This is a genomic window from Pantoea sp. SORGH_AS_0659, assembly GCF_031453915.1.
Classification (GTDB): domain Bacteria; phylum Pseudomonadota; class Gammaproteobacteria; order Enterobacterales; family Enterobacteriaceae; genus Pantoea; species Pantoea leporis.
In genome coordinates this window covers 1,197,592-1,222,188 of sequence record NZ_JAVJAK010000001.1, presented here as the reverse complement: position 1 = coordinate 1,222,188, position 24,597 = coordinate 1,197,592, and the positions used below count along the sequence as shown (strand labels likewise).

23 protein-coding genes are annotated in these 24,597 nt (G+C 56.6%); 8 read left to right on the top strand and 15 right to left on the bottom strand.

Annotated features, from left to right (window positions below; genetic code table 11):
* Positions 1-81: 81 nt before the first annotated feature.
* The 7 genes from napC to Q3H59_RS05730 all read right to left on the bottom strand — a co-directional run bounded on the left by napC (position 82) and on the right by Q3H59_RS05730 (position 6,556).
* A complete protein-coding gene (gene napC, locus Q3H59_RS05760; protein WP_101763540.1) occupies positions 82-666 on the bottom strand; it encodes a cytochrome c-type protein NapC in 585 nt (194 codons plus the stop codon).
* 7 nt (positions 667-673) lie between these two features.
* Positions 674-1,105, bottom strand: coding sequence for a nitrate reductase cytochrome c-type subunit (gene napB, locus Q3H59_RS05755; RefSeq protein WP_280171946.1), 432 nt, complete (start codon positions 1,103-1,105; stop codon positions 674-676).
* A gap of 11 nt (positions 1,106-1,116) precedes the next feature.
* Positions 1,117-3,603: a nitrate reductase catalytic subunit NapA gene (gene napA / locus Q3H59_RS05750; protein WP_309833729.1), complete on the bottom strand. Its 2,487-nt coding sequence runs from the start codon at positions 3,601-3,603 to the stop codon at positions 1,117-1,119.
* Positions 3,600-3,878: a chaperone NapD gene (locus Q3H59_RS05745; RefSeq protein WP_176971097.1), complete on the bottom strand. Its 279-nt coding sequence runs from the start codon at positions 3,876-3,878 to the stop codon at positions 3,600-3,602. Before Q3H59_RS05745 ends, napA begins: the two co-directional genes overlap by 4 nt.
* Entirely contained in the window at positions 3,868-4,338 is a 471-nt protein-coding gene (gene napF / locus Q3H59_RS05740; protein ID WP_309833727.1) for a ferredoxin-type protein NapF, read from the bottom strand. Before napF ends, Q3H59_RS05745 begins: the two co-directional genes overlap by 11 nt.
* A gap of 163 nt (positions 4,339-4,501) precedes the next feature.
* Positions 4,502-6,004 (bottom strand): L-asparagine permease, encoded by a 1,503-nt coding sequence (gene ansP, locus Q3H59_RS05735; RefSeq protein WP_101763535.1) that lies wholly within the window; start codon positions 6,002-6,004, stop codon positions 4,502-4,504.
* A 279-nt stretch (positions 6,005-6,283) separates the two neighbouring features.
* On the bottom strand, positions 6,284-6,556 hold the full coding sequence (locus Q3H59_RS05730) for a YdgH/BhsA/McbA-like domain containing protein (protein ID WP_101763534.1): 273 nt from the start codon (positions 6,554-6,556) through the stop codon (positions 6,284-6,286).
* 244 nt (positions 6,557-6,800) lie between these two features.
* Between Q3H59_RS05730 and narQ the strand changes: the two genes are divergently transcribed.
* The 3 genes from narQ to acrD all read left to right on the top strand — a co-directional run bounded on the left by narQ (position 6,801) and on the right by acrD (position 12,543).
* Complete coding sequence (gene narQ, locus Q3H59_RS05725) at positions 6,801-8,489, top strand: nitrate/nitrite two-component system sensor histidine kinase NarQ (protein ID WP_309833724.1); 1,689 nt, start codon at positions 6,801-6,803, stop codon at positions 8,487-8,489.
* A 109-nt stretch (positions 8,490-8,598) separates the two neighbouring features.
* Complete coding sequence (locus tag Q3H59_RS05720) at positions 8,599-9,231, top strand: response regulator (RefSeq protein ID WP_110866498.1); 633 nt, start codon at positions 8,599-8,601, stop codon at positions 9,229-9,231.
* 195 nt (positions 9,232-9,426) lie between these two features.
* Entirely contained in the window at positions 9,427-12,543 is a 3,117-nt protein-coding gene (acrD, locus tag Q3H59_RS05715) for a multidrug efflux RND transporter permease AcrD (protein ID WP_309833720.1), read from the top strand.
* A gap of 196 nt (positions 12,544-12,739) precedes the next feature.
* Here the strand turns inward: acrD and ypfM are convergent, their stop codons facing one another.
* The gene (gene ypfM, locus Q3H59_RS24685; RefSeq protein ID WP_137386901.1) at positions 12,740-12,799 is read right to left on the bottom strand and encodes a protein YpfM; all 60 of its coding nucleotides are present in this window, start codon (positions 12,797-12,799) and stop codon (positions 12,740-12,742) included.
* Between the two features lie 404 nt (positions 12,800-13,203).
* Here ypfM and Q3H59_RS05710 point away from each other — a divergent pair, with 404 nt between their 5' ends.
* The 3 genes from Q3H59_RS05710 to Q3H59_RS05700 are packed head-to-tail and all read left to right on the top strand — an operon-like array spanning position 13,204 to position 14,909.
* Positions 13,204-13,572: an ArsC family reductase gene (locus Q3H59_RS05710; RefSeq protein WP_101763530.1), complete on the top strand. Its 369-nt coding sequence runs from the start codon at positions 13,204-13,206 to the stop codon at positions 13,570-13,572.
* A 1-nt stretch (position 13,573) separates the two neighbouring features.
* Positions 13,574-14,701, top strand: a complete 1,128-nt coding sequence (gene dapE, locus Q3H59_RS05705; protein ID WP_179449927.1) for a succinyl-diaminopimelate desuccinylase — start codon at positions 13,574-13,576, stop codon at positions 14,699-14,701.
* 19 nt (positions 14,702-14,720) lie between these two features.
* The gene (locus Q3H59_RS05700) at positions 14,721-14,909 is read left to right on the top strand and encodes a YpfN family protein (protein ID WP_008108368.1); all 189 of its coding nucleotides are present in this window, start codon (positions 14,721-14,723) and stop codon (positions 14,907-14,909) included.
* 47 nt (positions 14,910-14,956) lie between these two features.
* Here the strand turns inward: Q3H59_RS05700 and ypfH are convergent, their stop codons facing one another.
* The 6 genes from ypfH to dapA all read right to left on the bottom strand — a co-directional run bounded on the left by ypfH (position 14,957) and on the right by dapA (position 21,550).
* Positions 14,957-15,652 (bottom strand): esterase, encoded by a 696-nt coding sequence (gene ypfH / locus Q3H59_RS05695; protein WP_309833717.1) that lies wholly within the window; start codon positions 15,650-15,652, stop codon positions 14,957-14,959.
* Positions 15,653-15,725: 73 nt separating this feature from the next.
* Entirely contained in the window at positions 15,726-17,657 is a 1,932-nt protein-coding gene (locus Q3H59_RS05690; RefSeq protein WP_405042198.1) for a tRNA(Met) cytidine acetyltransferase TmcA, read from the bottom strand.
* 26 nt (positions 17,658-17,683) lie between these two features.
* Positions 17,684-18,553, bottom strand: coding sequence for a neutral zinc metallopeptidase (locus Q3H59_RS05685; RefSeq protein WP_309833715.1), 870 nt, complete (start codon positions 18,551-18,553; stop codon positions 17,684-17,686).
* 217 nt (positions 18,554-18,770) lie between these two features.
* Positions 18,771-19,484 (bottom strand): phosphoribosylaminoimidazolesuccinocarboxamide synthase, encoded by a 714-nt coding sequence (gene purC / locus Q3H59_RS05680; protein ID WP_007884822.1) that lies wholly within the window; start codon positions 19,482-19,484, stop codon positions 18,771-18,773.
* Between the two features lie 144 nt (positions 19,485-19,628).
* Positions 19,629-20,657 carry an outer membrane protein assembly factor BamC gene (gene bamC / locus Q3H59_RS05675; protein ID WP_101763526.1) on the bottom strand — a complete coding sequence of 343 codons (1,029 nt, stop codon included), beginning with the start codon at positions 20,655-20,657 and terminating at the stop codon, positions 19,629-19,631.
* A 14-nt stretch (positions 20,658-20,671) separates the two neighbouring features.
* Positions 20,672-21,550: a 4-hydroxy-tetrahydrodipicolinate synthase gene (gene dapA, locus Q3H59_RS05670; protein ID WP_101763525.1), complete on the bottom strand. Its 879-nt coding sequence runs from the start codon at positions 21,548-21,550 to the stop codon at positions 20,672-20,674.
* 143 nt (positions 21,551-21,693) lie between these two features.
* Here dapA and Q3H59_RS05665 point away from each other — a divergent pair, with 143 nt between their 5' ends.
* Both Q3H59_RS05665 and bcp read left to right on the top strand, forming a co-directional pair.
* Positions 21,694-22,260 carry a glycine cleavage system transcriptional repressor gene (locus tag Q3H59_RS05665; protein ID WP_101763524.1) on the top strand — a complete coding sequence of 189 codons (567 nt, stop codon included), beginning with the start codon at positions 21,694-21,696 and terminating at the stop codon, positions 22,258-22,260.
* 140 nt (positions 22,261-22,400) lie between these two features.
* Entirely contained in the window at positions 22,401-22,868 is a 468-nt protein-coding gene (gene bcp / locus Q3H59_RS05660) for a thioredoxin-dependent thiol peroxidase (RefSeq protein ID WP_101763523.1), read from the top strand.
* Between the two features lie 32 nt (positions 22,869-22,900).
* On the opposite strand, the gene Q3H59_RS05655 is transcribed toward bcp, so the two are convergent.
* The gene (locus Q3H59_RS05655; protein WP_101763522.1) at positions 22,901-24,493 is read right to left on the bottom strand and encodes a sensor domain-containing diguanylate cyclase; all 1,593 of its coding nucleotides are present in this window, start codon (positions 24,491-24,493) and stop codon (positions 22,901-22,903) included.
* Positions 24,494-24,597: the final 104 nt, after the last annotated feature.

Sequence of the window (24,597 nt, the reverse complement as noted above, 5' to 3'; positions counted from 1 at the left end):
GCGCCGCTACGGATTGTGCAGTGGTTTGATGCGCTGCGGTAGTGATCGGCATTACGCCAATTTATGCCGCGTTGTTAGGCCTCAAAAACCGTTGGGTTGGTCTTTCATATCGGGCAGATGGTGCGCGATACCTTTGTGGCAATCGATACAGGTTTTCCCTTCCTCAACTGCTTTGCTGTGCATCTTCGCGGCGACGGTTTTCTGCGCGGTGAAATCCATATAATCGAAGTTGTGGCAGTTACGACACTCCTGCGAATTATTGTTTTTCATCCTGCGCCACTCGTTTTGCGCCAGCTTGATGCGATGATCCTCGAACTTTTGCGGCGTATCAATGATGCCGAAAATCTTGGCATACACCTCTTTGCTCGCCTGGATCTTACGCAGCATTTTCGGGCCCCACTCGTGCGGCACGTGACAATCCGGACAGGTGGCGCGCACGCCGCTGCGGTTGTTGTAGTGCACCGTCTGCATATATTCCTGATAGACGTTATTACGCATCTCATGGCAGCCGATACAGAACTGCTCGCGGTTGGTCATCTCCATTGCGGTGTTGAAGCCGCCCCAGAAAATGATGCCGCCAGCAAAGCCCAGAATCAGTAGCGTACCGAGCGCCAGACGGCTCGGACGCCGCCACCAGCGCCAGATGCGCAGAAGTTTCTCTTTCATCATGTCCTCACTTACCGAAGCCGTCAGCCGGTTTGAAGGTGTTTTCCACCACCGGTTTGGCATCGGTTTGCGGTACGTGACACTGCAGGCAGAAGTAGCGACGCGGCGACACGGTGCTGCTCACCAGTCCATCGCGATCGGTGAAGTGCGTTGGGCTAACGCGTGGCGCGCCGGTGGTGAGATAGCTCTGCGTGCCGTGACACTGCAGACAACGGTTCACGTTTTTCGTCACCTGATAGCCATCGACGCTATGCGGGATCACCGGCGGCTGATTCACGTAGTTCAACGGCTTGCGGCTCTGCTCTTTGGGCTGATGAATGGTGCCCTGCTGCGTGGCCGTCACTTCCGGTGACTGATTGAGATCGACGCCGTTGTGGGCGTAAACCGTGCCGCCCAGTATCAGGGCGGCCAAAGTAACAAGTGTGATTAAGGGTTTCATTGCATCCTGCCTTAAATTTTAACCAGCTTGACGGCGCATTTTTTGTAATCGGTCTGCTTCGACAGCGGATCGGTGGCGTCCAGCGTGACGTTGTTGGCCAGCACGCCCGCATCAAAGAACGGCATAAATACCAGACCTTTGGGCGGCTGATTGCGACCGCGCGTTTCCACGGTGGCAAGGGTTTCACCACGACGCGACACTACGCGGACTTTCTCGCCGCGACGGAAATTGCGCTCTTTGGCATCCAGCGGATGTATATAGAGTAGCGCCTGCGGCACTGCGCGGTGCAGCTCCGGCACGCGACGCGTCATGGTGCCGGTGTGCCAGTGTTCCAGCACGCGACCGGTACAGAACCACAGGTCGAACTCTTCATCCGGCGATTCGGCTGGCGCTTCGAAAGGCAGCGCAAAAATGGTGGCTTTACCATCCGGCTTGCCGTAGAAACGCACGCCTTCACCGGCTTTGACGTAGCTGTCGTAACCTTCGCGATAGCGCCAGCGCGTCTCTTTGCCATCCACCACCGGCCAGCGCAGGCCGCGCGCCTGATGGTAAGCATCGAACGGCGCAAGATCGTGGCCGTGACCGCGACCAAAGCTGGCGTACTCCTCGAACAAGCCTTTCTGGATGTAGAAGCCAAACTCGCGCGCTTCATCATTCAACTGATCATCTGCCACTTCACTCAGTGGGAATTGGTTGACCTGGCCGTTGGCGTACAGCACATCAAACAGCGTTTTGTCGCGCAGCTCCGGATTCTGCGCCAGCAGCGCTTCCGGCCACACCTCCGCTACCTTGAAACGTTTGGAGAAATTCACCAGCTGCCACAGATCGGATTTTGCGTCGCCCGGCGCTTTCACCTGCTGATGCCAGAACTGAGTGCGACGCTCGGCGTTGCCATACGCGCCCTCTTTCTCCACCCACATCGCAGTGGGCAGAATCAGGTCAGCCGACAAGGCGCTGACGGTGGGATAGGGATCGGAAACCACGATGAAGTTGCGCTCATCGCGCCAGCCCGGCATACGCTCCTGCGTCAGGTTCGGACCGGCCTGCATGTTGTTGTTACACATCACCCAGTAGGCGTTGAGCTTGCCATCTTTCAGCGCGCGATCCTGCGCCACGGCGTGCAAACCAATTTTGGCCGGCACCGTGCCCTGCGGCAGCTTCCACAGCTTCTCGGCGGTGGCGCGGTGTTTGTCATTATTGACCACCATGTCCGCCGGTAAACGGTGCGAGAAGGTGCCGACTTCACGCGCCGTGCCGCACGCCGATGGCTGGCCGGTGAGCGAGAACGGACCGGTGCCCGGACGTGAAATTTTGCCGGTCAATAAGTGCAGGTTGTAGCACAGGTTATTGGCCCACACGCCGCGCGTATGCTGGTTGAAGCCCATGGTCCAGTACGACACCACGTTGACTTTCGGATCGGCATACAGCTCGGCGAGGGCGATGAGTTGATCTTTCTCCACACCGCTCATTGCGCTGGCTTTTTCCACCGTGTACTCAGAGACAAACTTCGCAAACTCGTCAAAGCTCATCGGCGTGGATTCGCCGCTGTCCGGGTTCTTCGCCGAAGCCTGACGCGGATCGGTGGGGCGCAAACCGTAACCGATGTCGGTCACGCCTTTGCGTAGCGTAACGTGGTTCTGCAGGAAGGTTTTATCGACCTTGTTGTTCTGAATAATGTAGTTGGCGATGAAGTTGAGGATCGCCAGATCGCTCTGCGGTGTGAACACCATCGCGTTGTCGGCCAGCTCAAAACTGCGATGACGATAGGTGGAAAGCACCGCCACTTTGACATTCTCACTGCTGAGACGACGCGCGGTAATACGTGACCACAGAATCGGATGCATCTCCGCCATGTTCGAGCCCCACAACACAAAGGCGTCGGCCTGCTCGATGTCGTCGTAGCAGCCCATCGGTTCGTCCATGCCGAAGGTGCGCATAAAGCCAACCACCGCTGAAGCCATGCAGTGACGCGCATTGGGATCGAGATTGTTGGTGCGGAAACCGGCTTTCATCAGCTTGGAGGCCGCGTAACCTTCCCACACCGTCCACTGACCGGAACCGAACATGCCGACCGAATCCGGGCCGTTGGCTTTCAGCGCCGCTTTGAACTTCTCTTCCATGATGTCGAAGGCTTGATCCCAGCTGACCGGGGTGAACTCGCCCTCTTTGGCATATTTACCGTCGGTCATGCGCAGCAGCGGCTGGGTCAGACGATCTTTCCCGTACATGATCTTCGGCAGGAAATAGCCTTTGATACAGTTCAGACCGCGGTTCACTTCTGCCTGCGGATCGCCCTGCGACGCCACTACGCGGCCATCCTGGGTGCCAACCAGCACGCCACAGCCGGTGCCGCAGAATCGGCACGGCGCTTTTTCCCAGCGAATTGGCGCAGCCAGCGAGGTCGCGGCTTTGGTGACGGTGGGAATGGTGAGTCCTGCAGCCGTTGCAGCAGCAGCCGCCGCATTGGCCTTCATAAAATCACGACGACTTATGCTCATGATGCTTCCTTACAAGGTTCTTCAATTTCGTCTTGCTGGTGATAGACCAGCGATACCGCCAACACGCCAGCGATGTTGCGGCTCTCTTCAATATTGCGCAGCAGCGCGGCGCTATCCGCGGCACCCAGCGTTACCGCCAGCGTGCCGCGCGCGGCGTCTTCCGCGGCGATGTCGCAATCGGCAAAGGCCAGCAGCGCACTTTTCACGGCGGGAATCGACGCCGGTCGCGCCTGAATCACCAGGCCGCAGACGTGCCAACTGTTTTCATGGTTCATGATGTAATCCTGTGGCTGAGACCGGGCAAGGCGCGATGCAGGCGCCGCAACCGGTGCAATGCTGCGGAAGGGTTTCAGGCTGTGCGATGCCGTTCGGCATCAGGTGAAAACGGATGGCTTGCTGTTCACAACTCTCCTGACAGCTGCGGCAATTCACGCCAAGGAAGGTGATGCAGCGGTTGTCGATGCGAATGCGCTGTGGAAACGGCTCGGTTTCACGCGCGTGGAACAGCGGCTGCGGGCAAGCGTCCACGCACGCGGCGCAAAACGTGCATTCATCCTGCAGAAAATCGAGGTGCGGCACTTCACCGACAGCCAGACGGATGATGTGGGTTTCGCAGGCCGAGACGCATGTGCCGCAGCCATCACAACCCTTCTCTCCCCGCCACCATGGCAAAGCGATGCCGTCAGCAGACGCTACGCGCTGCCCGGTAAAGAGTTCACGTCGCGACAGCGCCATCGGTTCACCTTAAACGGGGGAAAGAGAGATGGTGCGTAAAATAACCTGACGCTAAAGAGGGCTATATCACCCCAAAGGGGTAAATCCCGACGTGGGATCAAGTGAAGGGGAATTGAAATAAAAACGGGGGCCAAAAGGCCCCCGTAGATGAGAATCGCTACGATTAACGCGCGTTATCGTCCGCCAGTTTCGGCGATACATCATCCTGGTCGTCAGCATGATGTTCGTGCTCTTTCATCGCTTCGGCATTAACGCGTTTGCGCACGCCAAACCAACCCAGCACGAGCACCACGGCAATCAGGGGAATCGAGGCGATGGTGTAAGTGCCGTTCGGATAGTCGAACGCCATCAGCACCAGCACGCTCACCAGGAACAGCAGCGTCAACCAGGAGGTGAACGGCGCCCACGGTAGCTTAAAGCTGACATCTTCGGCTTTGCCCTCTTTGATCGCTTTGCGCAGACGCATCTGGCACACCACGATAAAGGCCCACGACGAGATGATGCCGAGTGACGCCACGTTCAGAACGATTTCAAACACCTGCGACGGCACATAGTAGTTCAGCACCACGCCGATGATGTAAACGGCAACGGTGACCAGAATGCCGGCATACGGCACCTGCTGCTTGCTCATCTTCGACATAAACTGTGGCGCAGAACCGCCCATCGACATGGAGCGCAGAATACGGCCGGTGGAATAGAGACCTGAGTTGAGGCTCGACAGCGCGGCGCTCAGCACCACGATGTTCATTACGCTACCGATATAAGGCACGCCCAGTTTGGAGAAGAAGGTCACGAACGGACTTTGCCCCGCCTGATAGGCATTCCACGGCAGCAGCAGTACCAGCAGCACCACGGAACCGACGTAGAACAGGCCGATACGCCAGATCACGCTGTTGATGGCTTTTGGCAGCATGGTCTTGGGATCTTTACATTCGCCTGCTGCGGTACCCACCAGCTCAATCGAGGCGAAGGCGAACACGACGCCCTGCACCAACACCAGCGCTGGCAGCAAGCCGTGCGGGAAGAAGCCGCCGTTATCGGTGATCAGATGGAAGCCGGTGGTATTGCCGTCCAGCGGTTTACCGCTGCCGAGGAACACCACGCCGACAATCAGGAACACCACGATAGCCAGCACCTTCACCAGCGCGAACCAGAACTCCATCTCGGCGAACCACTTCACGCCGATCATGTTCATGGTGCCGACAATCGCCAGCGCGCCTAGCGCAAACACCCACTGCGGCACATCGCCAAACGCGCCCCAATAGTGCATATAAAGCGCGACTGCGGTGATATCGACGATACCGGTCATCGCCCAGTTAACGAAATACATCCAGCCCGCAACGTAAGACGCTTTTTCCCCAAGGAATTCACGCGCATAAGAAACAAAGCTGCCGCTGGAAGGACGATGTAACACCAGTTCGCCCAACGCTCGGAGGATAAAGAAGGAGAAGATACCGCACACCAGATAAACCAGCGCCAGTGCAGGACCGGCCATTTGCAGGCGCGCGCCAGCACCGAGGAACAGACCGGTACCGATAGCACCGCCGATGGCGATCATTTGTACCTGGCGGTTACCCATTGCTTTGTGGTAACCGCTGTCGTGCGAGTTGAGCCAGCGTCTTTTCGCAGCGCGTTGTTCGGCTGCGGTTTTTTTAGTTGATTTCATAGCTATCCTGTTTGTCCTGACCATCAATCACCGCGTAACCAAACGATTGCGTATGGCGGTGCGAAATGGGGTAAAAACCCGGTGTCACAGCGGCGGAACGATGTCGCGTGGCGGGGTGGGAATTTACGGCGATGAATCCTACCCGTTCTGCAAGAACGAAGCAAAAAATACCGCCAGGCTGCACAAGATGAATTGTAATAATCCGTCGCGGTGCACAAAAAAACCGGCCAGAGGGTTGACCGGTAAAGGGATGGCTACAGGGATAACTACTGGAGGGAATTAACGATAAATCTCTGCGGTGCCGCTCCACAGGCTGGAATCACCTGGGGTTTGTACACCAATAACGCGATAGCCGCTGGCACCTTCCTCTTGCGCTTTTTGCGACAGATGGCGCGTTGCGTCATCCAGCGAGCCGCGTACGCCGCTGATGGAAACGGTGCCCGCGCTTTGCAGGTTTTGCGCTTGCGTAGCGCTTACAGGCTGGGCCGCCAGCGTCGAGAAACTTGCGGTGGCAAGCAGTGCAGCAGTCAGAACGGCATAACGTCTCTTCATGTGATGCTCCTGTTGTCTTCCGTTAAGGGTTAAGCGTTACAGGACTTATTATCACGCAGGGAATGAAAACCAGGTTGAGCAAGCCGTAAAGCCGTTTAATAATTCGCCAGCTTAGCGCGGGTTATTTAGAGAAAGGTAAAGAGAAAGAGTTTTCTCTGTTAAAAGTAACCTGATGTGACGAGATGTCACTCGCCGTCACCGCACGGCTGCCCTATAATCCCCCGCTCTTACAAGGGTTATTACTGTGATTGTGAAACGTCCCGTTACTCGTACCATTGCGCGCGCACTCAGCGTGATTGTGCTGCTGTCGCTGTTGACCACCGGGCTGGCGCTGATGACGCTCTCCAGCAGCCTGCGCGATGCCGAAGCGGTGAATGTCGCCGGATCGCTGCGCATGCAGATATACCGTCTGGCGTGGGACAGCACGCGCGATCCGCAGCAGTTGGATCATCACATCCAACTCTACCGACAAACGCTGGAATCCCCGGCGCTGCAGCATCTGGAGCGCGCGTGGGTACCGCTTGAAGTGAGTAGCCGCTATCGCTATCTGCGTCACAGTTGGCCGATGCTGCAGGAGACGTTGCAGCCCAGGCGAGCACAAATCTACCAGCAGCGTGTCGCGGGCTACGTCAGCGAGATCGACCGCTTCGTGCTGGCATTGCAGCATTATGCTGAACTGAAGATGCATCTGGTTGCCGCCAGCAGCCTGTTCGGTTTTCTGGCGATTGTGGCGCTGGCGTTGTGGACGATTCGCTTTATCCGCCGCAACGTGGTGCGACCGCTCAACGCGCTGGTGACCGCCAGCCAATATGTTGAGCAGGCGAATTTCGCTTTTCCGCCGCTGCCAGTGCAACAGCCGAATGAACTGGGTGTGCTGGCGCAGGCTTTTACTACCATGGCCGAACGGCTGCATTCGCACTATCGCCTGCTGGAGTGCGCGGTGCGTGATAAAACCGAAGATCTCACTCAGGCCAATCGCACACTTTCTCTACTGTATGAAAGCTCACAAATTCTCACCAGCAGCCCACCCAATCCCGAACTGTTTCAGGGATTGCTGCGTCTGGTACAGCGCCGTGAAGCGTTGACGGTGCTGAAAATTGATAGCGAAGGGATTGAGTTTCAGGCCGGTGTGGCGGCGGATGAGGTGAGCTGGCAGCGTTTGCCGTTGATGCAGGAAGAACAGCGGCTGGGCGAACTGTGCTGGCAAACCCACCGCGCACCGCCCGCCGACGAACTGATGCAGAGCCTGGCGAACATGCTGGCGCGCGCACTGTGGATTTGGCAGACGCAAAAGCAGTATCAGCAGATGCTATTAATAGAAGAGCGCGCCACCATTGCGCGCGAACTGCACGATTCGCTGGCGCAGTCGCTCTCTTTCCTGCGCATCCAGCTGGCGCTGCTGCGACGCAATGTCGATGGGTCGCAACCGCAGGCGCTGGCGATTATCGCTGATTTCGATCGCGCGCTGGCCGAAGCCTATCAGCAGTTGCGCGAACTGCTGACCACCTTCCGTCTGACCATCGAACAGGCTGATTTGGTGCAGGCGATGCAGGCGATGATTGCGCCGCTGCAGGAGCAATCGCAGGCGGCAATCGACTTCGATTATCAGCCCGGCTTGCAGATGCTGGATGCGCAGCAGCAAGTGCATGTGCTGCAGATTGCGCGCGAAGCGCTGCTCAACGCGATTCGCCATGCGCAGGCGCACAATATTCAGATTCACTATCAGCGTGTCGCTGATGAGGACCACTTACTGACCATCGAAGACGATGGCTGCGGCATCAGCAGCCTCGAAGAGCCGCCAGGACATTATGGTCTCACCATCATGGCGGAGCGCGCCGCGCGATTATCCGGCACGCTGATGATCACCCCGCAGGCGCAAGGCACGCGCGTCACGCTGCGTTTTCCACCGCGCCCGACGTACCGGTTGAGCTGACAGATTATAGAGCGCACCTGCTGTAGCGGCGCGATTCATCGCGCAATAAACTGCGCCGCTACGGCAGATGCGTTAATGAAAGAAAGTTGCCTTTGATACTGGAGATATTATGGCTAACCCTTCCCTGACTATTATGATCGTTGACGATCATCCACTGATGCGCCGTGGTATTCGCCAGTTGCTGGCGCTGGAGCCCCGGCTGGACGTGGTAGCGGAAGCCAATAATGGCACTGAAGCGCTGGCCGAAGCACGCCGTTTGTCGCCGGATGTCATTCTGCTGGATCTCAACATGAAAGGCATGTCCGGACTGGACACGCTGAAAGCGCTGCGTAATGAAGGCATCGCCGCACGCATTTTGGTGCTGACGGTTTCCGATGCGCGCAGTGATATTTATGCGATGGTGGATGCCGGTGCCGATGGCTATCTGCTCAAGGACAGCGAACCCGAACTACTGCTGGCGCAAGTGATGCGCGGCGCTAAAGGTGAAAACGTGTTTAGCGAGGTGGTGGCCGATTATCTGGCGACGCGCCAGCCGACGTCAAACCCGTTCAAACAGCTCACCGAACGCGAACTGGATGTACTGCAGGAAGTGGCGCGTGGCTTATCGAATAAGGAAATTGCTGCCACCTTGCATATCTCCGAAGAGACGGTAAAAGTGCACATTCGCAACCTGCTGCGCAAGCTGGATGTCCGTTCGCGCGTTGCCGCTACGGTACTGTGGCTCGAAAGCCGACATCTGTAGTCGCGCACAAAAAACCGTCACTATATTTACACTTTCTCCATAATTTACTCACGATTCTCTAATTTGTGCCGCGTAGAGTGTCTGCAGCAGGAGTCTTTCGAGAGAGCAGTTTGCACTCCGCCAGCGTGACGCCGTCCGCGCATCGCGCTCATCATAATAAAAGTAAAAAATACGCAGTTGAGGAGTGTCGGTTTCATGTCGAATTTCTTTATCGACCGGCCCATTTTTGCCTGGGTTCTGTCTATTCTGCTCTGCCTGTGCGGTACGCTGGCGATCATCTCGCTACCGGTTGAGCAATATCCCGACCTCGCGCCGCCTAACGTGCGTATCACCGCCAACTATCCCGGCGCATCCGCGGAAACGCTGGAAAACACCGTTACGCAAGTTATCGAACAGAACATGACCGGCATCGATAATTTGATGTACATGTCCTCCAACAGCAGCAACACCGGCCAAGCCCAGATCACCCTCACCTTTACCGCTGGCACTAACCCCGACGAAGCGCGCCAGCAGGTGCAAAACCAATTGCAAAGTGCGCTGCGTAAGTTGCCTGCGGCGGTACAGTCACAAGGTGTGACGGTGAATAAAACCGGTGACAGCAATATCCTGATGATTGCCTTCGTCTCTACCGACGGAAGCATGGACAAACAGGATATTTCAGATTACGTCGCCAGTAACATTCAGGATCCGCTCAGCCGTGTTGATGGCGTCGGCCAGGTGGATGCTTACGGCTCGCAATATGCGATGCGGATCTGGCTCGATCCCAACAAGCTGATTGCCTACGCGCTGACCACCGAAGACGTGGTGAGCGCGATTGAATCGCAAAATGCGCAGGTAGCGGTGGGTCAGGTAGGCGGATTGCCGTCGGTGGACAAGCAAGCGCTCAACGCCACGGTGAATGCGCAGTCGATGCTGCAAACCCCGGCGCAGTTCAAAGCGGTGACGCTGAAAACCAACAGCGACGGCTCGGTGGTGACGCTCGGCGATGTGGCGGATGTGGCGATGGGCGCGGAAAAATATGACTTCCTCAGCCGCTACAATGGTCAGGCGGCATCGGGGCTCGGCATTAAGCTGGCTTCCGGCGCCAATGAGATGAACACAGACAAACTGGTGCGTGAGCGTATTGCTGAGCTGTCGCACTACTTCCCGCACGGGCTGGAAGCCAAAGTCGCTTACGAAACCACGCCGTTCGTTAAGGCCTCGATTAAAGACGTGGTGAAGACCCTGCTGGAAGCGATCCTGCTGGTGTTCCTTGTGATGTATCTGTTCCTGCAAAACTTTCGTGCCACGCTAATTCCAACTATCGCCGTGCCGGTGGTGCTCCTCGGCACCTTTGCGGTGCTTTACGCCTTCGGCTACAGCATCAACACCCTGACGATGTTCGCCATGGTGCTCGCCATCGGCTTGCTGGTGGATGACGCTATCGTGGTGGTGGAAAACGTCGAGCGCATCATGAGTGAGGAAGGTCTGTCGCCGCGCGCAGCCACGCGTAAGTCGATGGGACAGATTCAGGGCGCGCTGGTTGGCATTGCGCTGGTGCTGTCGGCGGTGTTTGTACCGATGGCGTTCTTTGGCGGCACCGTCGGCGCCATCTATCGCCAGTTCTCGATCACTATCGTTTCGGCAATGGTGCTGTCGGTATTGGTGGCGATGATTCTGACGCCCGCGCTCTGTTCCACGCTGCTGAAACCGCTGGAGCAAGGCCATCATCACGGTCGTCGTGGCTTCTTCGGCTGGTTTAACCGCACCTTCAACGCCAGCGCGGAACGTTACGAGCGCGGCGTCGCCAAAATTCTGCGTAAAGGCGGCCGCTGGCTACTGCTCTATCTGGCGATTATCGGCGTGATGGCGTTCCTGTTTATTCGTCTGCCCACCTCGTTCCTGCCGCTGGAAGATCGCGGCGTGTTCCTGACGCAGGTGCAATTGCCGGCCGGTTCGACGCTGCAACAAACCTCGAACGTGGTGGCGAAGGTCGAGAATTATTATATGACTCAGGAGAAAGACAATGTGGTTTCGGTGTTCTCCACCATCGGAGCGGGTCCTGGCGGTAACGGTCAAAACGTCGCGCGCCTGTTCGTTCGCTTGAAAGATTGGGAGGAGCGTCCGGGCAGCAATCGCACCTCTTTCGCCATCATCGAGCGTGCGACAAAAGCCTTCCACAAGATCAACGAAGCGCGCGTTATCGCCAGCAGCCCGCCCGCGATTACCGGCATGGGCAGTTCGTCAGGCTTCGATATGGAGCTGCAGGATCACGGTGGCATCGGCCACACGCGACTAATGGCAATGCGCGATAAGTTACTGGAGATGGCTGACAGCAATCCGGCGCTGTCGCGGGTACGTCACAACGGCCTCGACGACAGTCCGCAGTTGCAGATTGATGTCGACCAGCGCAAAGCGCAGGCGCTTGGCGTGTCGCTGGATACCATCAATGACACCTTAACCACCGCCTGGGGTTCAACCTACGTTAATGACTTCCTCGATCGCGGCCGCGTGAAAAAAGTCTACGTGCAGGCAGCGGCTGAGTTCCGCATGCTGCCGGAAGACGTGAATAAGTGGTATGTGCGTAACAACAGCGGCAGCATGGTGCCCTTCTCTGCCTTCGCCACCAGCCATTGGCAAACCGGTTCACCGCGTCTGGAGCGCTACAACGGTTACTCTGCGCTAGAGATTGTTGGTGAAGCGGCGAACGGCGTCAGCAGCGGTACCGCGATGGACGAGATGGAGAAACTGGTTGGGCAGCTACCGCTGGGCGTAGGCTTCCAGTGGACCGGCGCCTCCTATCAGGAGCGCTTATCCGGTTCGCAGGCGCCGGCGCTGTATGCGATTTCGCTGCTGGTGGTATTCCTGTGTCTGGCGGCGTTGTATGAGAGCTGGTCAATTCCATTCTCAGTGATGCTGGTGGTGCCGCTCGGCGTGGTGGGCGCGCTGGTGGCAACCTGGATGCGCGGGCTGGAGAACGATGTCTATTTCCAGGTGGGCTTGCTCACGGTGATTGGCTTGTCGGCGAAGAATGCCATTTTGATTGTCGAGTTCACCAATGAGATCAACAGTAAAGGCCGCGAGCTGATGGAGTCGACGCTGGAAGCCTCGCGTCAGCGTCTGCGCCCGATCCTGATGACTTCGCTGGCGTTTATCTTCGGGGTGCTGCCGATGGCCATCAGCAGCGGTGCCGGTTCCGGCAGCCAGCACGCGGTGGGTACCGGCGTGATGGGCGGGATGATTTCCGCTACCGTGCTGGCGATTTTCTTTGTGCCGCTGTTCTTTGTGGTGGTACGCCGTCGCTTCCCGCTGAAAGAGAAGCCGCACGATTAAGCAGACCATTGCGCCGCTACGGTTTGTGCGGATATCAGGTTCCGCGCATATCAAGTGCACACACTTGTCGCGACGTGATTCATCGCGCGCGGTTAAATGAATAAAAAAGCCGCCATGAACATTCATAGCGGCTTTATTGTTGTGTGTGGTAAGAATTACAGCAAGTTGGGAAGTGCCCTGCTTTTCTCTTCACGCGTTACTTACGTAACATCGCTTCGATGAATTCTTTCCAGTTTCCCATTTCGGTGTCGACCATAAAACCCTCTCTTATTGTAGCGGCAATTCTACGCCGTTTTTTTCTGGTGGTGAATACGTTTCCACCTGTTATCACTATCGGCAAAAGCGTAGAAAAGCTTCAATCTTTTGAAATTGCGTACTGACGCACATTTCAGCAACTCTATAATGCGGCAGGAAAAATGGCTGACTTAAATCGGCTAGCAGAAATCTGCGCTTAAGATAATCCTTAGTGGCTTAATGATGTCGCAGGCAATTATTAAGTGTGTAAGTGAAAGCGCTTCCTGGCCCTAAGTAATAAAATTTATAACGGCTTAAGGGTCATGAAAAATGGGTGAATAAGGCCGGCTTTCACTGTCAGCGCTCACAGCCCTTAGAGCGCTGTGGTAAACTCGCGCTTTATTTTTTACTCAACGGGAATAAGCGATGACAGCGCAGTGGGTGATGTACGGAATTAAAAATTGCGACACGATTAAAAAAGCACGCAACTATTTAGCGTCTTCCGGTATCGACTACTGTTTTCACGACTATCGCGTGGAGGGCATTGACGACGCGCTGCTGCAATCGTTTATCGATCAACTCGGTTATGAGGCGCTGCTGAATACGCGCGGTACCACGTGGCGCAAGCTGCCGGAAGCCGAACGCGACGCGGTAAACGATGCCGCCAGCGCCAAAGCGGTGATGCTGGCGCAGCCTGCCATCATCAAGCGTCCGGTGTTAGCCGCGCCGAATGGCGATCTGCTGGTCGGCTTCAAAGATTCCCTTTATTCCGCCTTTATCCAGGAGAAGTCATAACATGTTCTGTCCGGTTATTGAGCTGGCTCAGCAGCTTATCCGTCGCCCGTCACTCAGCCCGGATGATGCCGGTTGTCAGGCGCTGCTGATTGCGCGTCTGGAAGCCATCGGCTTCACGGTTGAGCCAATGCACATTGGCGATACGCTGAACTTTTGGGCGACGCGCGGCCAGGGCGAAACGCTGGCGTTTGCCGGTCATACCGATGTGGTGCCGCCGGGCGACGCCAACCGCTGGATCAGCCCGCCGTTTGAACCCAGCATCCGCGACGGCATGCTTTTTGGCCGCGGTGCCGCCGATATGAAAGGTTCGCTGGCGGCGATGGTGGTGGCAGCGGAACGCTTTGTGGCCGCTAATCCGCAGCATAAAGGTCGTCTGGCGTTTCTGATTACCTCCGATGAAGAAGCCAGCGCGGTTAACGGAACGGTGAAAGTGGTTGAGCGCTTGATGGCGCGCAACGAACGCATGGATTATTGCCTGGTCGGCGAACCATCGAGCACCGAGATTGTGGGTGACGTGGTGAAGAATGGCCGTCGCGGCTCGATGACCGCGAATCTCACTATTCATGGCGTGCAGGGCCACGTAGCCTATCCGCATCTGGCGGATAATCCGGTGCATCGCGCCATGCCGGCGCTGAATGAGCTGGTAGAAACCGTGTGGGATGAAGGCAACGAATTCTTCCCACCGACCAGCATGCAGATCGCCAACGTGCAGGCCGGAACCGGCAGCAACAACGTAATTCCTGGCGAATTCTTTGTGCAGTTCAACTTCCGTTTCAGCACGCAGTTGACCGATCAGATGATTAAAGATCGCGTGGCGGAGCTGCTCGATCGTCATCAGCTGCGCTATACGCTGGAGTGGAATGTTTCCGGCCAGCCATTCCTGACATCACGCGGTAAGCTGGTGGATGCCGTGGTGAACGCTGTGGCGCACTATAATGAAATTAAGCCGCAGTTGCTAACTACCGGCGGCACCTCCGATGGGCGCTTCATTGCGCGCATGGGTGCGCAGGTGGTGGAACTGGGCCCGGTGAACGCCACCATTCATAAGATCAATGAGTGCGTGAAAGCGTCAGATTTGCAGATGCTGAGCCGTATGTATCAGCGCATCATGGAACAGCTGATCGCCTAAGCGCGAAAGGAGAAAGGGGATGGAATTCTTTAAAGAGTACTGGTGGATCCTGGTGATCCTGCTGATGGTTGGTATTTTGATGAACGTTTACAAAGACCTAAAACGTATCGACCATAAAAAATTCATGGACAACAAACCGACGTTACCGCCGCATCGTGATTTCAACGATAAATGGGATGACGAGGACGACTGGCCGAAAAAGAAATAATCGTCATATCGCAAACGGCGCGATAACTCGCGCCGTTATGCATCCTGCTACATCATCATCACCACATCATCATCGCCCGGCTTCGCACCGCTCAGCGCCTCATCGAAGTAACGACGCGGCACGGTATAACGCAGATGATTCAGCGCCAGCTCCATGCTGCGATCGTTAATCGCGTGCGGTAAATCTTCCACCACATCCAGCGTGACATCGCCGCCCAACGAAATCAGACGTTGCTTCGCCTCTTCGGCGTGCTGAAGCGGGATCTGTTCGTCGTAATCGCCATGAATCAGATGAATGGTGTTACGCGTGCTGGCCCGCAACGGCAACGTGGCATAGCGGCCGCTGAACACAATCGCGCGTCCCGCCAAATCCGGCTGCGCTTTCATGCCTTCCAGCACCATGATGCCGCCCTGGGAAAAGCCCACCAGCGCCGTGGCTTCGGCACGCACGCCGCTCTCTTGCTGCCAGTGACGGACCGATGCCACGAACTCAGGCATGATCGTATCCACGCCCTGCTGTTCCGAACGATCGTGCGGCGGAATATCGGCAAACCACTGACGTCCTTGCGGCACGCTGCCCGCGTAAGGTGCGCCGACCGACACCACCAGCGCTTGCGGGAACGCTTTCGCGAACCAGCTACCAATCTGCGCCATCGAATCCGGGTTGTCGTTGATGCCGTGATACAGCAGAAACAGCTGTGCTGCACTGCTGGGTTGCTGAACAATTACATATCGTAGTGCCATAAGATCCTCCTCAAATCACTATACGCCGCTGCTGGCACAGAGATATCGGGAAAATTTGAACGAGATAATGGATTTATTGCAATGAACGCAGCCGCTGCGCCGCGTCGGGATTGAGGCGAATCAATGCTGCGCCAGCTTCCGATCGCAGCTGGTTTATCAAGGCTTTACGCCCGCTGAGACCGGCATGTTGCGCGGCATCGGTTAGCGTCTGTTTTTGCAGCAGGATGGCATTCAACAACGGTGAAGGAGACTGGCGCACCAGCCGCTGTAGCGCCGCGTAGCTGGCTTCGAACGGGCGCTGCGCCCAGGCAAAACCGGCCAGCAGCGCCCAGTCATCCTCGTTTAGCTGCTGGCTGGCATCGCTTGCCAGCGTTAACGGCAGCTCAATAATCGCTTGCAGCCACGGCCAATCACGCGCCAGGCGCTGCGCTGCCTGCTGTTGTAGCACTTCACCTGCCGCCGAGATTGCCAGCATCGCCATCGCGGCATAGCAGCCGCTGCTGGCTTCGCGCTGCGAGCCAATCCGCACCAGCGTAAAACCGCAGGCGCGCCAGAAGCGCCACAAGGACTCGGTGTAGCCGAAACTCACCGAGAGATAATCACAATTCTGCGCCTGCTGACGCGCGGTGGCCACTAGCGCTTTGCCGATCCCACGCTGACGCTGTGACGCCTGCACCGCAATCCGGCTAATGCGCAGTGAGCGCAGCGTTGCCGCCTGCGCGAAACCGGCATGGGCCGCCAGCGATTGCGCCACCAGATTGCCACGCGGCCGACGATGACCGGCCCACACCGCGTCAGCCAATGGCTGATCCAATCCGCCCTCTTCCACCAGCCACAACGCGCCGGTTACCTGTTCGGCTGCACCCGCCAACCAAAAACGCATGCCGGGCGCATCCAGCATGCGCCGCAAATCCAGTGGCGAGGTGCGATAGTGCGCGCTGGCAAGCAGGCGATAGCCCGCTTCCAGCGCCGTTATGTTGTGTTCCGGCGTTGCCGGATAAATCGCGATCTCACCGCTTGCGCGGCTCTCCTGCGCATCTTCAAATAGCAATGCCTGGCTGAGCCATTGCTCCAGCGGATCGTTCGGCGACCAGCGCAAAGGCTCGTCGAGCTGGAAGAGGCGCACATCCGGCAAGGTGGCGCAGAAGCGCAGCATAAAGCCGCGTCCGGTGCCTTCGTAACCTTGCACGGTGGTGATAAGCAGCACGCGCGGGAAACGTTGCACCAGCTGTTGCAGGATGGGCGCGGGAATGGCGGCCGCTTCATCGACAATCAACCACTGCGCCTGAGGCGTCGCTTCCTGCGCGAGAACGGCATCGGGCGCCATGAAACTGAAATGCTCACCTGCAAACGCTGCCAGCACCGCCGTGGAGACTTTGGCCGGCGCCGTGACTAAACAGTGTTGATTGCGCTGCGCTAGCATGCCGGCCAACGCCGATTTGCCGCGACCGCGCGCGGCGGTGATCACTGCCACGCCCGGCGGCATCGCTTCAAGCTGTTCAAGGATTTGCATCTGCTGCTGCGGCGCCTGACAGCGCCAGTTGGGCAGATGCGTTTCCACAGGATAACGCACCGCTTGATGCTGACGTTGCAACATCACCTGCGCGTCTTGCCGCATCAGGGATTGCAGATGGTGGATAAAGTGCGGCGTGGCGATCGGTTCAGCGACATCCGCCCAGCGCAAGCTGTCGGCATCGGTTTGCCTGGGCCAGCTTTCCCAATCAGGCGTTAACAGCAATAACCAGCTGCCCGCGCGTAAGGTTCCGGCCAGTGCTGCAAAAGCTTCGGCGTGAAAACCGCGGCGGGCATCAAATATCGCATGCTGGAATTCACGCCCCAGCAAGGTGCGTAAAGCAGCGGGCGCAACGGCGTGCGGGAAATCGGCGCTGTCGCTCACCGTCAGCCAGTCGCCGGGCAGCGCGGTGTGCCAACCTGTGGCCTGCTGCTGCGCCCACTCCGCATCACCCGCTATCACGCAAAGGCGCCGAATGCCTGCACGCTGCATCGCCGCCGTTTGTTCAACCACGGAGATCACTTGCTAGCGAAGGTGTTGCACTGGCCGGGATCGCCGCTATCGAAACCGCGTTTCAGCCAGGTGTAACGCTGCTGAGAGGTGCCATGGGTGAAGCTATCCGGCACTACGCGGCCCTGACCTTTCTGCTGCAGACGATCGTCGCCAATCGCTTCAGCCGCGTTGAGTGCTTCCTGCAGATCGCCCACTTCCAGAACGTTTTGCTGCTCCATGTAATGGCCCCAAACGCCGGCGAAGCAATCCGCCTGCAGCTCCATTTTCACCGACAGCTGATTCACCTGCGCCTGGCTCGCGCCCTGCTGCATCTGGCGCACTTTTGGCTCAATGCCCAGCAGCTTTTGTACGTGATGACCCACTTCATGCGCAATCACGTAACCTTGCGCAAAGTCGCCACCGGCGCCGAGTTTGGTTTTCATGTCATCGTAGAATGACAAATCGATATACACGGTTTGATCGGCAGGACAGTAAAACGGCCCCATCGCCGATTGGCCGGTACCGCAGTTGGTACGCGTTGCCCCGCGATACATCACCAGCTTCGGCGGCACATACTGTTTGTTCATCTGCTGGAACAGCTTGCTCCAGGTATCTTCGGTGGTCGCCAGAATCACCGAGGTGAATTTGGCATCTTCGTTGCTCTGTGCGGTGTTTACCTGACGCTGCTGCGACGTTGGCGCGACACTGCCGCCGCCTTCCAATAACGCGGTGAGGTCGTAGCCGTAATAGCCGGCAACAGCGACCACCACCAGCAAGATAAGGCCGCCTTTGCCGCGTGGAATGCGGATTTGCCGTCCCCCGCCGCCGCCAAGGCCAGGTGAATCATTGCGTCGATCTTCTACATTGTCGCTTTCACGACGCCCTTGCCAGCGCATGGTCTAACTCCTTTAAACATGTTTGGCATGATTTTAGTTGGCGGCAGCGGTAAGCACCAGTGTTGTAGTGACAGCACGGTAAGAATGAGAGAAACGGTGTCGTGATAAAGGAGGAAAGAATTTGTAGGGGCGCGATTTATCGCGCAATGTCTGGAAGGTGCACCGACCGTAAAAGAGCGCGATAAATCGCGCCGCTACGGGCCGGTGCAAACAGGACTTAATCCAGCTTCACACCCAAACGCTGTGCAACTTCTTCGTACGCTTCAACCAGGCCGCCAAGGCTCTGACGGAAACGGTCTTTGTCCATTTTATCCATGGTGTTTTTGTCCCACAGACGCGCGCCATCTGGCGAGAACTCATCGCCCAGCACCACTTCGCCGTTGAACAGACCAAACTCCAGCTTGAAGTCGACCAGAATCAAACCTGCGTCATCAAACAGTTTGCTCAGCACATCATTGGCTTTAAAGGTCAGCTCTTGCATGCGTGCCAGATTCGCTTTGCTCACCCAGCCGAAGGTTTCGCAATAGGATTCGTTGACCATCGGGTCGTGTTTGGCGTCATCTTTCAGGAAGAGATCAAACAGCGGTGGATTGAGCACAATGCCCTCTTCCACACCCAGACGTTTTACCAGCGATCCTGCCGCTCGGTTGCGCACCACGCACTCCACCGGCACCATCTCCAGCTTTTTCACCAGCGCTTCGTTATCTGACAGCAGCGCTTCCATCTGGGTCGGAATGCCCGCTTCCTGCAATTTGGTCATGATGAAATGGTTAAACTTGTTGTTTACCATTCCTTTGCGATCAAACTGCTCGATTCGTGCACCGTCTCCTGCTGACGTATCGTTGCGGAATTCAAGTACCAGCAGATCCGGATTATCGGTGCTGTATACGGTTTTCGCTTTACCGCGATACAACTCAGCTCGCTTTTGCATCTTGTTAACTCCAAACATGAAAGAACCCGTGTTCAGCGGTGTTTCACCGCGCGCCGATTGCGTGACGCAATCGTTTACTTCGCCGGGCGCTATTATGCCAAATCCAAAACAAAAAGGCCGGAGAATCTCCGGCCCTTTGGCAATTTATTTCAGCGCACCTTGAATCACCTGCACCAGCGCGTCGTTCTGCGCCTGGGTTAGCACGTGACCTTTCGGATCGATGAACTGCAGACTGCTGCGGTTATCCAGATCGCCAACCTGCAACTTGTAATCGCCGTTTGGCAGTTCTGGATCTTTGGCGCCAATCTGATCCCACACGCCGCTGCCCGGCTGTTTGTAGGTCACTTTCAGGCTGCCCTGCGAACGGTTGTCATCTGTGATTTCCATGCCCACGCGTTTCAGCGCCGCAGGCAAACGCTGCCAGGTGACGTTAAACGGTGCGCGCAGAATCAACAGCGGTAAACCGGTGTCATCCGCGCCGCTCTGCACATCAATCTGTCCGGTGGCACGGTTGGCCGCCGCATCCTGGCTGGCAGAATCAACTTTATCCAGACCGGTGCTGATGTCGTTCAACATCTGGCCGGTATAGCGTTGAATCTGTGCCGGAGAAGTAACGGCTTGACCAGACTGCTGCAGTTCCAGCAAACGTACGGTCAGCACTTGCTGATAGCTCTGATTCTGCACGCTGATCTGATAGCGACCGCGATACTGGTTATCTTCGTCAGCACGGTTCCACTGCACCCAATCGGTGGTCAGCTGTTGCGAAGCGTCATCACGCTGGGCAATCGGGAACTTGTAAGACTGAATCACACCCACAACCTGCGACCAGATAGAACCGCGGCTGCTTTCCACGGCCAGCACGCCCGTGTTACCGGTGAACTGCGCACGCGTGCCGTTCAGCAGCGCCAGCGGCTGGGCTGGCGGACGAATATCCAGCTCTTTGCCAACCGCGCCTTTCGCCACGCTGTGCGGAACATCGTAATCGCCATTCTGCAACGGCAGAATCATGCCCGCGGGTGCTTTTAAATCATGCAGCTCAGGCGCCTGCAGGTAAGATTCATCCCCGCTGACCTGGCGCTTATAACGCTGATCGTTGGAACACGCTGTGAGCAGCATCAGGGTGGAAAGGCCCACTACCGTTGCCAGCGTCGAGCGCTTAACTGAATAACTCATTGATTCTCCCTAAATTATCGCAGACCTGCTTTAATCAGCGCTTGCGCCGTTTTCGTCTGACCGGCTTCGGTCAGTGGCGTCATTGGCAAGCGCAGCGTGTCATCCGCGATTAATCCTAGCTGTTTTGCTGCCCATTTCACCGGGATTGGATTGGGTTCACAGAAAAGCGTCTGGTGCAGGTGCATCAGACGCTGATTCAGGCGACGCGCTTCGGCGAATTTGCCCTGTTGCGCTAAGGCACAGAGTTCAACCATTTCACGCGCTGCAATGTTAGCCGTGACCGAAATTACGCCTTTGCCGCCCAGTTGCATGGAGTCCAGCGCCGTAGCGTCATCGCCGCTGACGATGATGAACTCATCATTAACCAGCTCTTGGATCTGTGAGACACGCGATAAGTTCCCGGTGGCCTCTTTGATTCCGATAATATTTTTAATTTCGGCCAAGCGCGCGACGGTTTCCGGCAGCATGTCGCAACCGGTACGCGAAGGAACGTTATACAGCATCTGCGGCAGATCGGTACTTTCCGCAATAGCTTTAAAGTGCTGGAACAGACCTTCCTGCGTCGGACGGTTGTAATAAGGCGTGACCGTTAAACAGCCCACCACACCGCTGCCGGTAAAGCGTTTGGTCAGAGAGATGCCTTCAGCCGTGGCATTTGCGCCGGTGCCGGCTATAACCGGAATACGGCCATCCGCCAGTTCCAGGGTTTGCATAACCACATCACCGTGCTCGTCATGGCTGAGCGTGGCTGATTCGCCGGTGGTGCCAACAGAAACAATCGCCGCGGTGCCGCTGGCAACATGATAATCAATCAGTTTTTTCAAACTTTCGCGGCAGACATTACCTTTTTCATTCATTGGCGTAATGAGCGCAACAATACTTCCGGTGAACATGGGCTATCCCCTCGACAAACAAGTGCCTCATGTTACGTTTTACATTGAAAGAAAAGCAAGCGAGCCACGCCATTCCCGCGCTTGTCAGCAGTTTTTTTTATGTTTACCTTATAGTTATTAGCGAACGTACAGGAAATGCCATTTTGTCGCAGTCACAGCCTCACCATCTGGTGATCACCGCACTGGGCGTTGATCGTCCGGGTATCGTCAATACCATCACCCGTCACGTCAGCAGCTGCGGCTGCAATATCGAGGACAGCCGTTTAGCAATGCTGGGCGATGAGTTCACTTTTATCATGCTGCTGTCCGGTAGCTGGAACGCGATCACCCTGATTGAATCAACGCTGCCGATGAAAGGTGCCGAGCTGGAGTTGCTGATTGTAATGAAGCGCACCAATGCGCGCGCCACGCCACCGATGCCCGCCACCGTATGGGTGCAAATCGAAGTGCCGGATTCACCGCATATCATTGAGCGCTTCACCGATCTGTTCGATAAACATCAGATGAACATTGCCGAACTGGTGTCCAGAATTAAACCGGCGCAGGATGGCGTGGCACCGACGCTCTATATTCAAATAACGGCGCACAGCCCGGCCAATCAGTTCAGTGCGCCCATCGAGCAGGCTTTCAATCAGCTGTGCGAAGAACTGCATGCACAAGGCTCAATTCGTCTTTATAGTGTCACCGACGATGCTAACAGCACCGTTTAATCAGGCTCCGGGTTATTTCGCCACACACTCTGCCGCTGCGGCAAACCGTGTGGTGAAATAACCCTGACGGTAAACACCACCTGGCACTTTTGCTCTTGATGGTGTATTACCCACAGCATGTAAAAAAATGGAGAGTTGTGATGAATCCACTGAAAGCCGGTGATACCGCACCGAAATTTAGTTTGCCCGATCAAGACGGCGAACAAGTAAATTTGGCCGACTTCCAGGGACAGCGCGTTCTGGTCTATTTCTATCCGAAAGCCATGACGCCGGGTTGCACCGTGCAGGCTTGCGGTCTGCGCGACAACATGGATGAGTTGAAAACTGAGGGCGTTGTTGTGCTGGGTATCAGCACCGACAAAGCGGAGAAGCTGTCACGCTTTGCCGATAAAGAGCTGCTGAACTTCACGCTGTTATCGGATGAAGATCATCAGGTGTGCGAGCAGTTTGGCGTCTGGGGCGAGAAAACCTTTATGGGCAAAACCTATGACGGCATTCACCGCATCAGCTTCCTGATTGATGCCAACGGCAAAGTTGAGAAAGTGTTCGACGATTTCAAAACCTCCAATCACCACGACATCGTGCTGGATTATCTGAAGTCAGCCTGAGGTAAACGGGTGCGCAGGCCGCACCCGGAGCGTTAATGCGTAATGCTGCTGACCAACGCATCCTGACCGGAGATCATCACGCAGTTGCGTCCGGCATTTTTCGCCTGATAAAGCGCGGCATCGGCCTGCTTGAGGCTCTGCTCCTGCGAACCACTTTCCGGCTGCCAGTCGGCAATGCCCACCGACAGCGTGACATTGCCAACCTGATCAATCCAGTTTTCTGCAATGCTGATGCGCACGCGCTCGGCCAGAATGCGTGCGTCTTCCACCGACGTCGCAGGCAGCAACATCAGGAACTCTTCCCCGCCGTTACGGCACACCACATCGGTTTGACGGGCGCTGCTGCGTAAGGTTCGCGCCACATGTTTAATCACCTCATCGCCGACGTCATGACCGAAGGTATCGTTGACCCGTTTGAAGTGATCGATATCCAGCGCCAGCACCGAGAACGGTTGGCGCATGGTGGCGAAGTAGTCGAGCACCGCGCTCAGGCCTCGACGGTTAAGCAGATTGGTCATGGGATCGCTCTGCACTTCCGATTTCAGGCGACCAATCTTATCCTGCACTAAACCAATACCTGTGAGCAGCGCGCGTTTGACCTGCGCCGCTTCGAAATACCAGGCGCGAATGCCGCCAATCTCGTTCGACACGCCCTGGGAATCCATCTGGCTGGCTTTGCGCGCCAGTTGCCACAGCGGCAGCGCAATCAGACGCGCCAGAATCACCGCCACCAGCAAGGTCAGCAGCGCAAATGGCACCGAGTTTTTCAACACTTTGAGCAGCAAGCCGGTGAGCGGCGCCAGCGTCACATCGGTGGGTTTCAACGCCACCACCATCCAGCCGGTGGTGGGCACGATGGCGTAACCGGCCAGCTTAGGCACGTTCTCTTCCGTCAGTTGCACTTCACCGTTGGTTTTCTCCTCGCGCTGGCGATCGCTAACGATGCCCGGCACGCTTTTACCAATCAGCTGGGTATTCTGGTGGTACAGCACCTGATTATTGCGATCCAGCACGTAAACATGCGTGCCATCGCGATAGAACTGCTCGCCGAGCAGCGCATTAAGGATGCTTTTCTTCTTCAGATAGATGGTGCCGCCGACGTAGCCAAGGTAACGTCCGTCTTTGCTCCAGATCGGCCAGGAGACAAACACAATCAAATTATTGGCGGCGGAGATGCTGGGTTTGCTGACCATCGGCTGACGCTGCGCCAGCGCTTCACGCGAAGCCTGGCTGGTGAGCTGCATGCCTTTCAGCATCAGCGATTCGGGTGAAATGGCTTTCACGATGCCGTTGCTGTCCACCACCGCCACCGAGTTAAAGCTATTAGTTTGCTCACGCAGGCGATTGACTTCCTGCTGCGCCAAATCGGCATCATCAAAATCATTGCCCAGCTGCGTCGCGCTGTAGTGCAGCTGCGACTGAGCCAGCTGAAAGAAGACCTCCGTCGTCGCCGCCAGTTTGGTGGCGTAAGCGCGATTGGCTTCGAGGGTGCTTTCGATCAGGACCATACGTTGTACGCGCCAGGTGGCGTACAGCGTGTTGGCAAGTGTGATGACGATGCTGGTGATCGCCAACAGCGCGATCAGCGTGCGCAGGTCAGTTTTTGGCCGCAGGCGCGTTAGCATAGCGCACCGACCTTAGTGAATAGATTCATCGATATGTGTGCCTGACAGTCTTGTTATAGTTGGATGCACTTGCCCTGGTGAGCTAACGGGCGATTGTACACCCA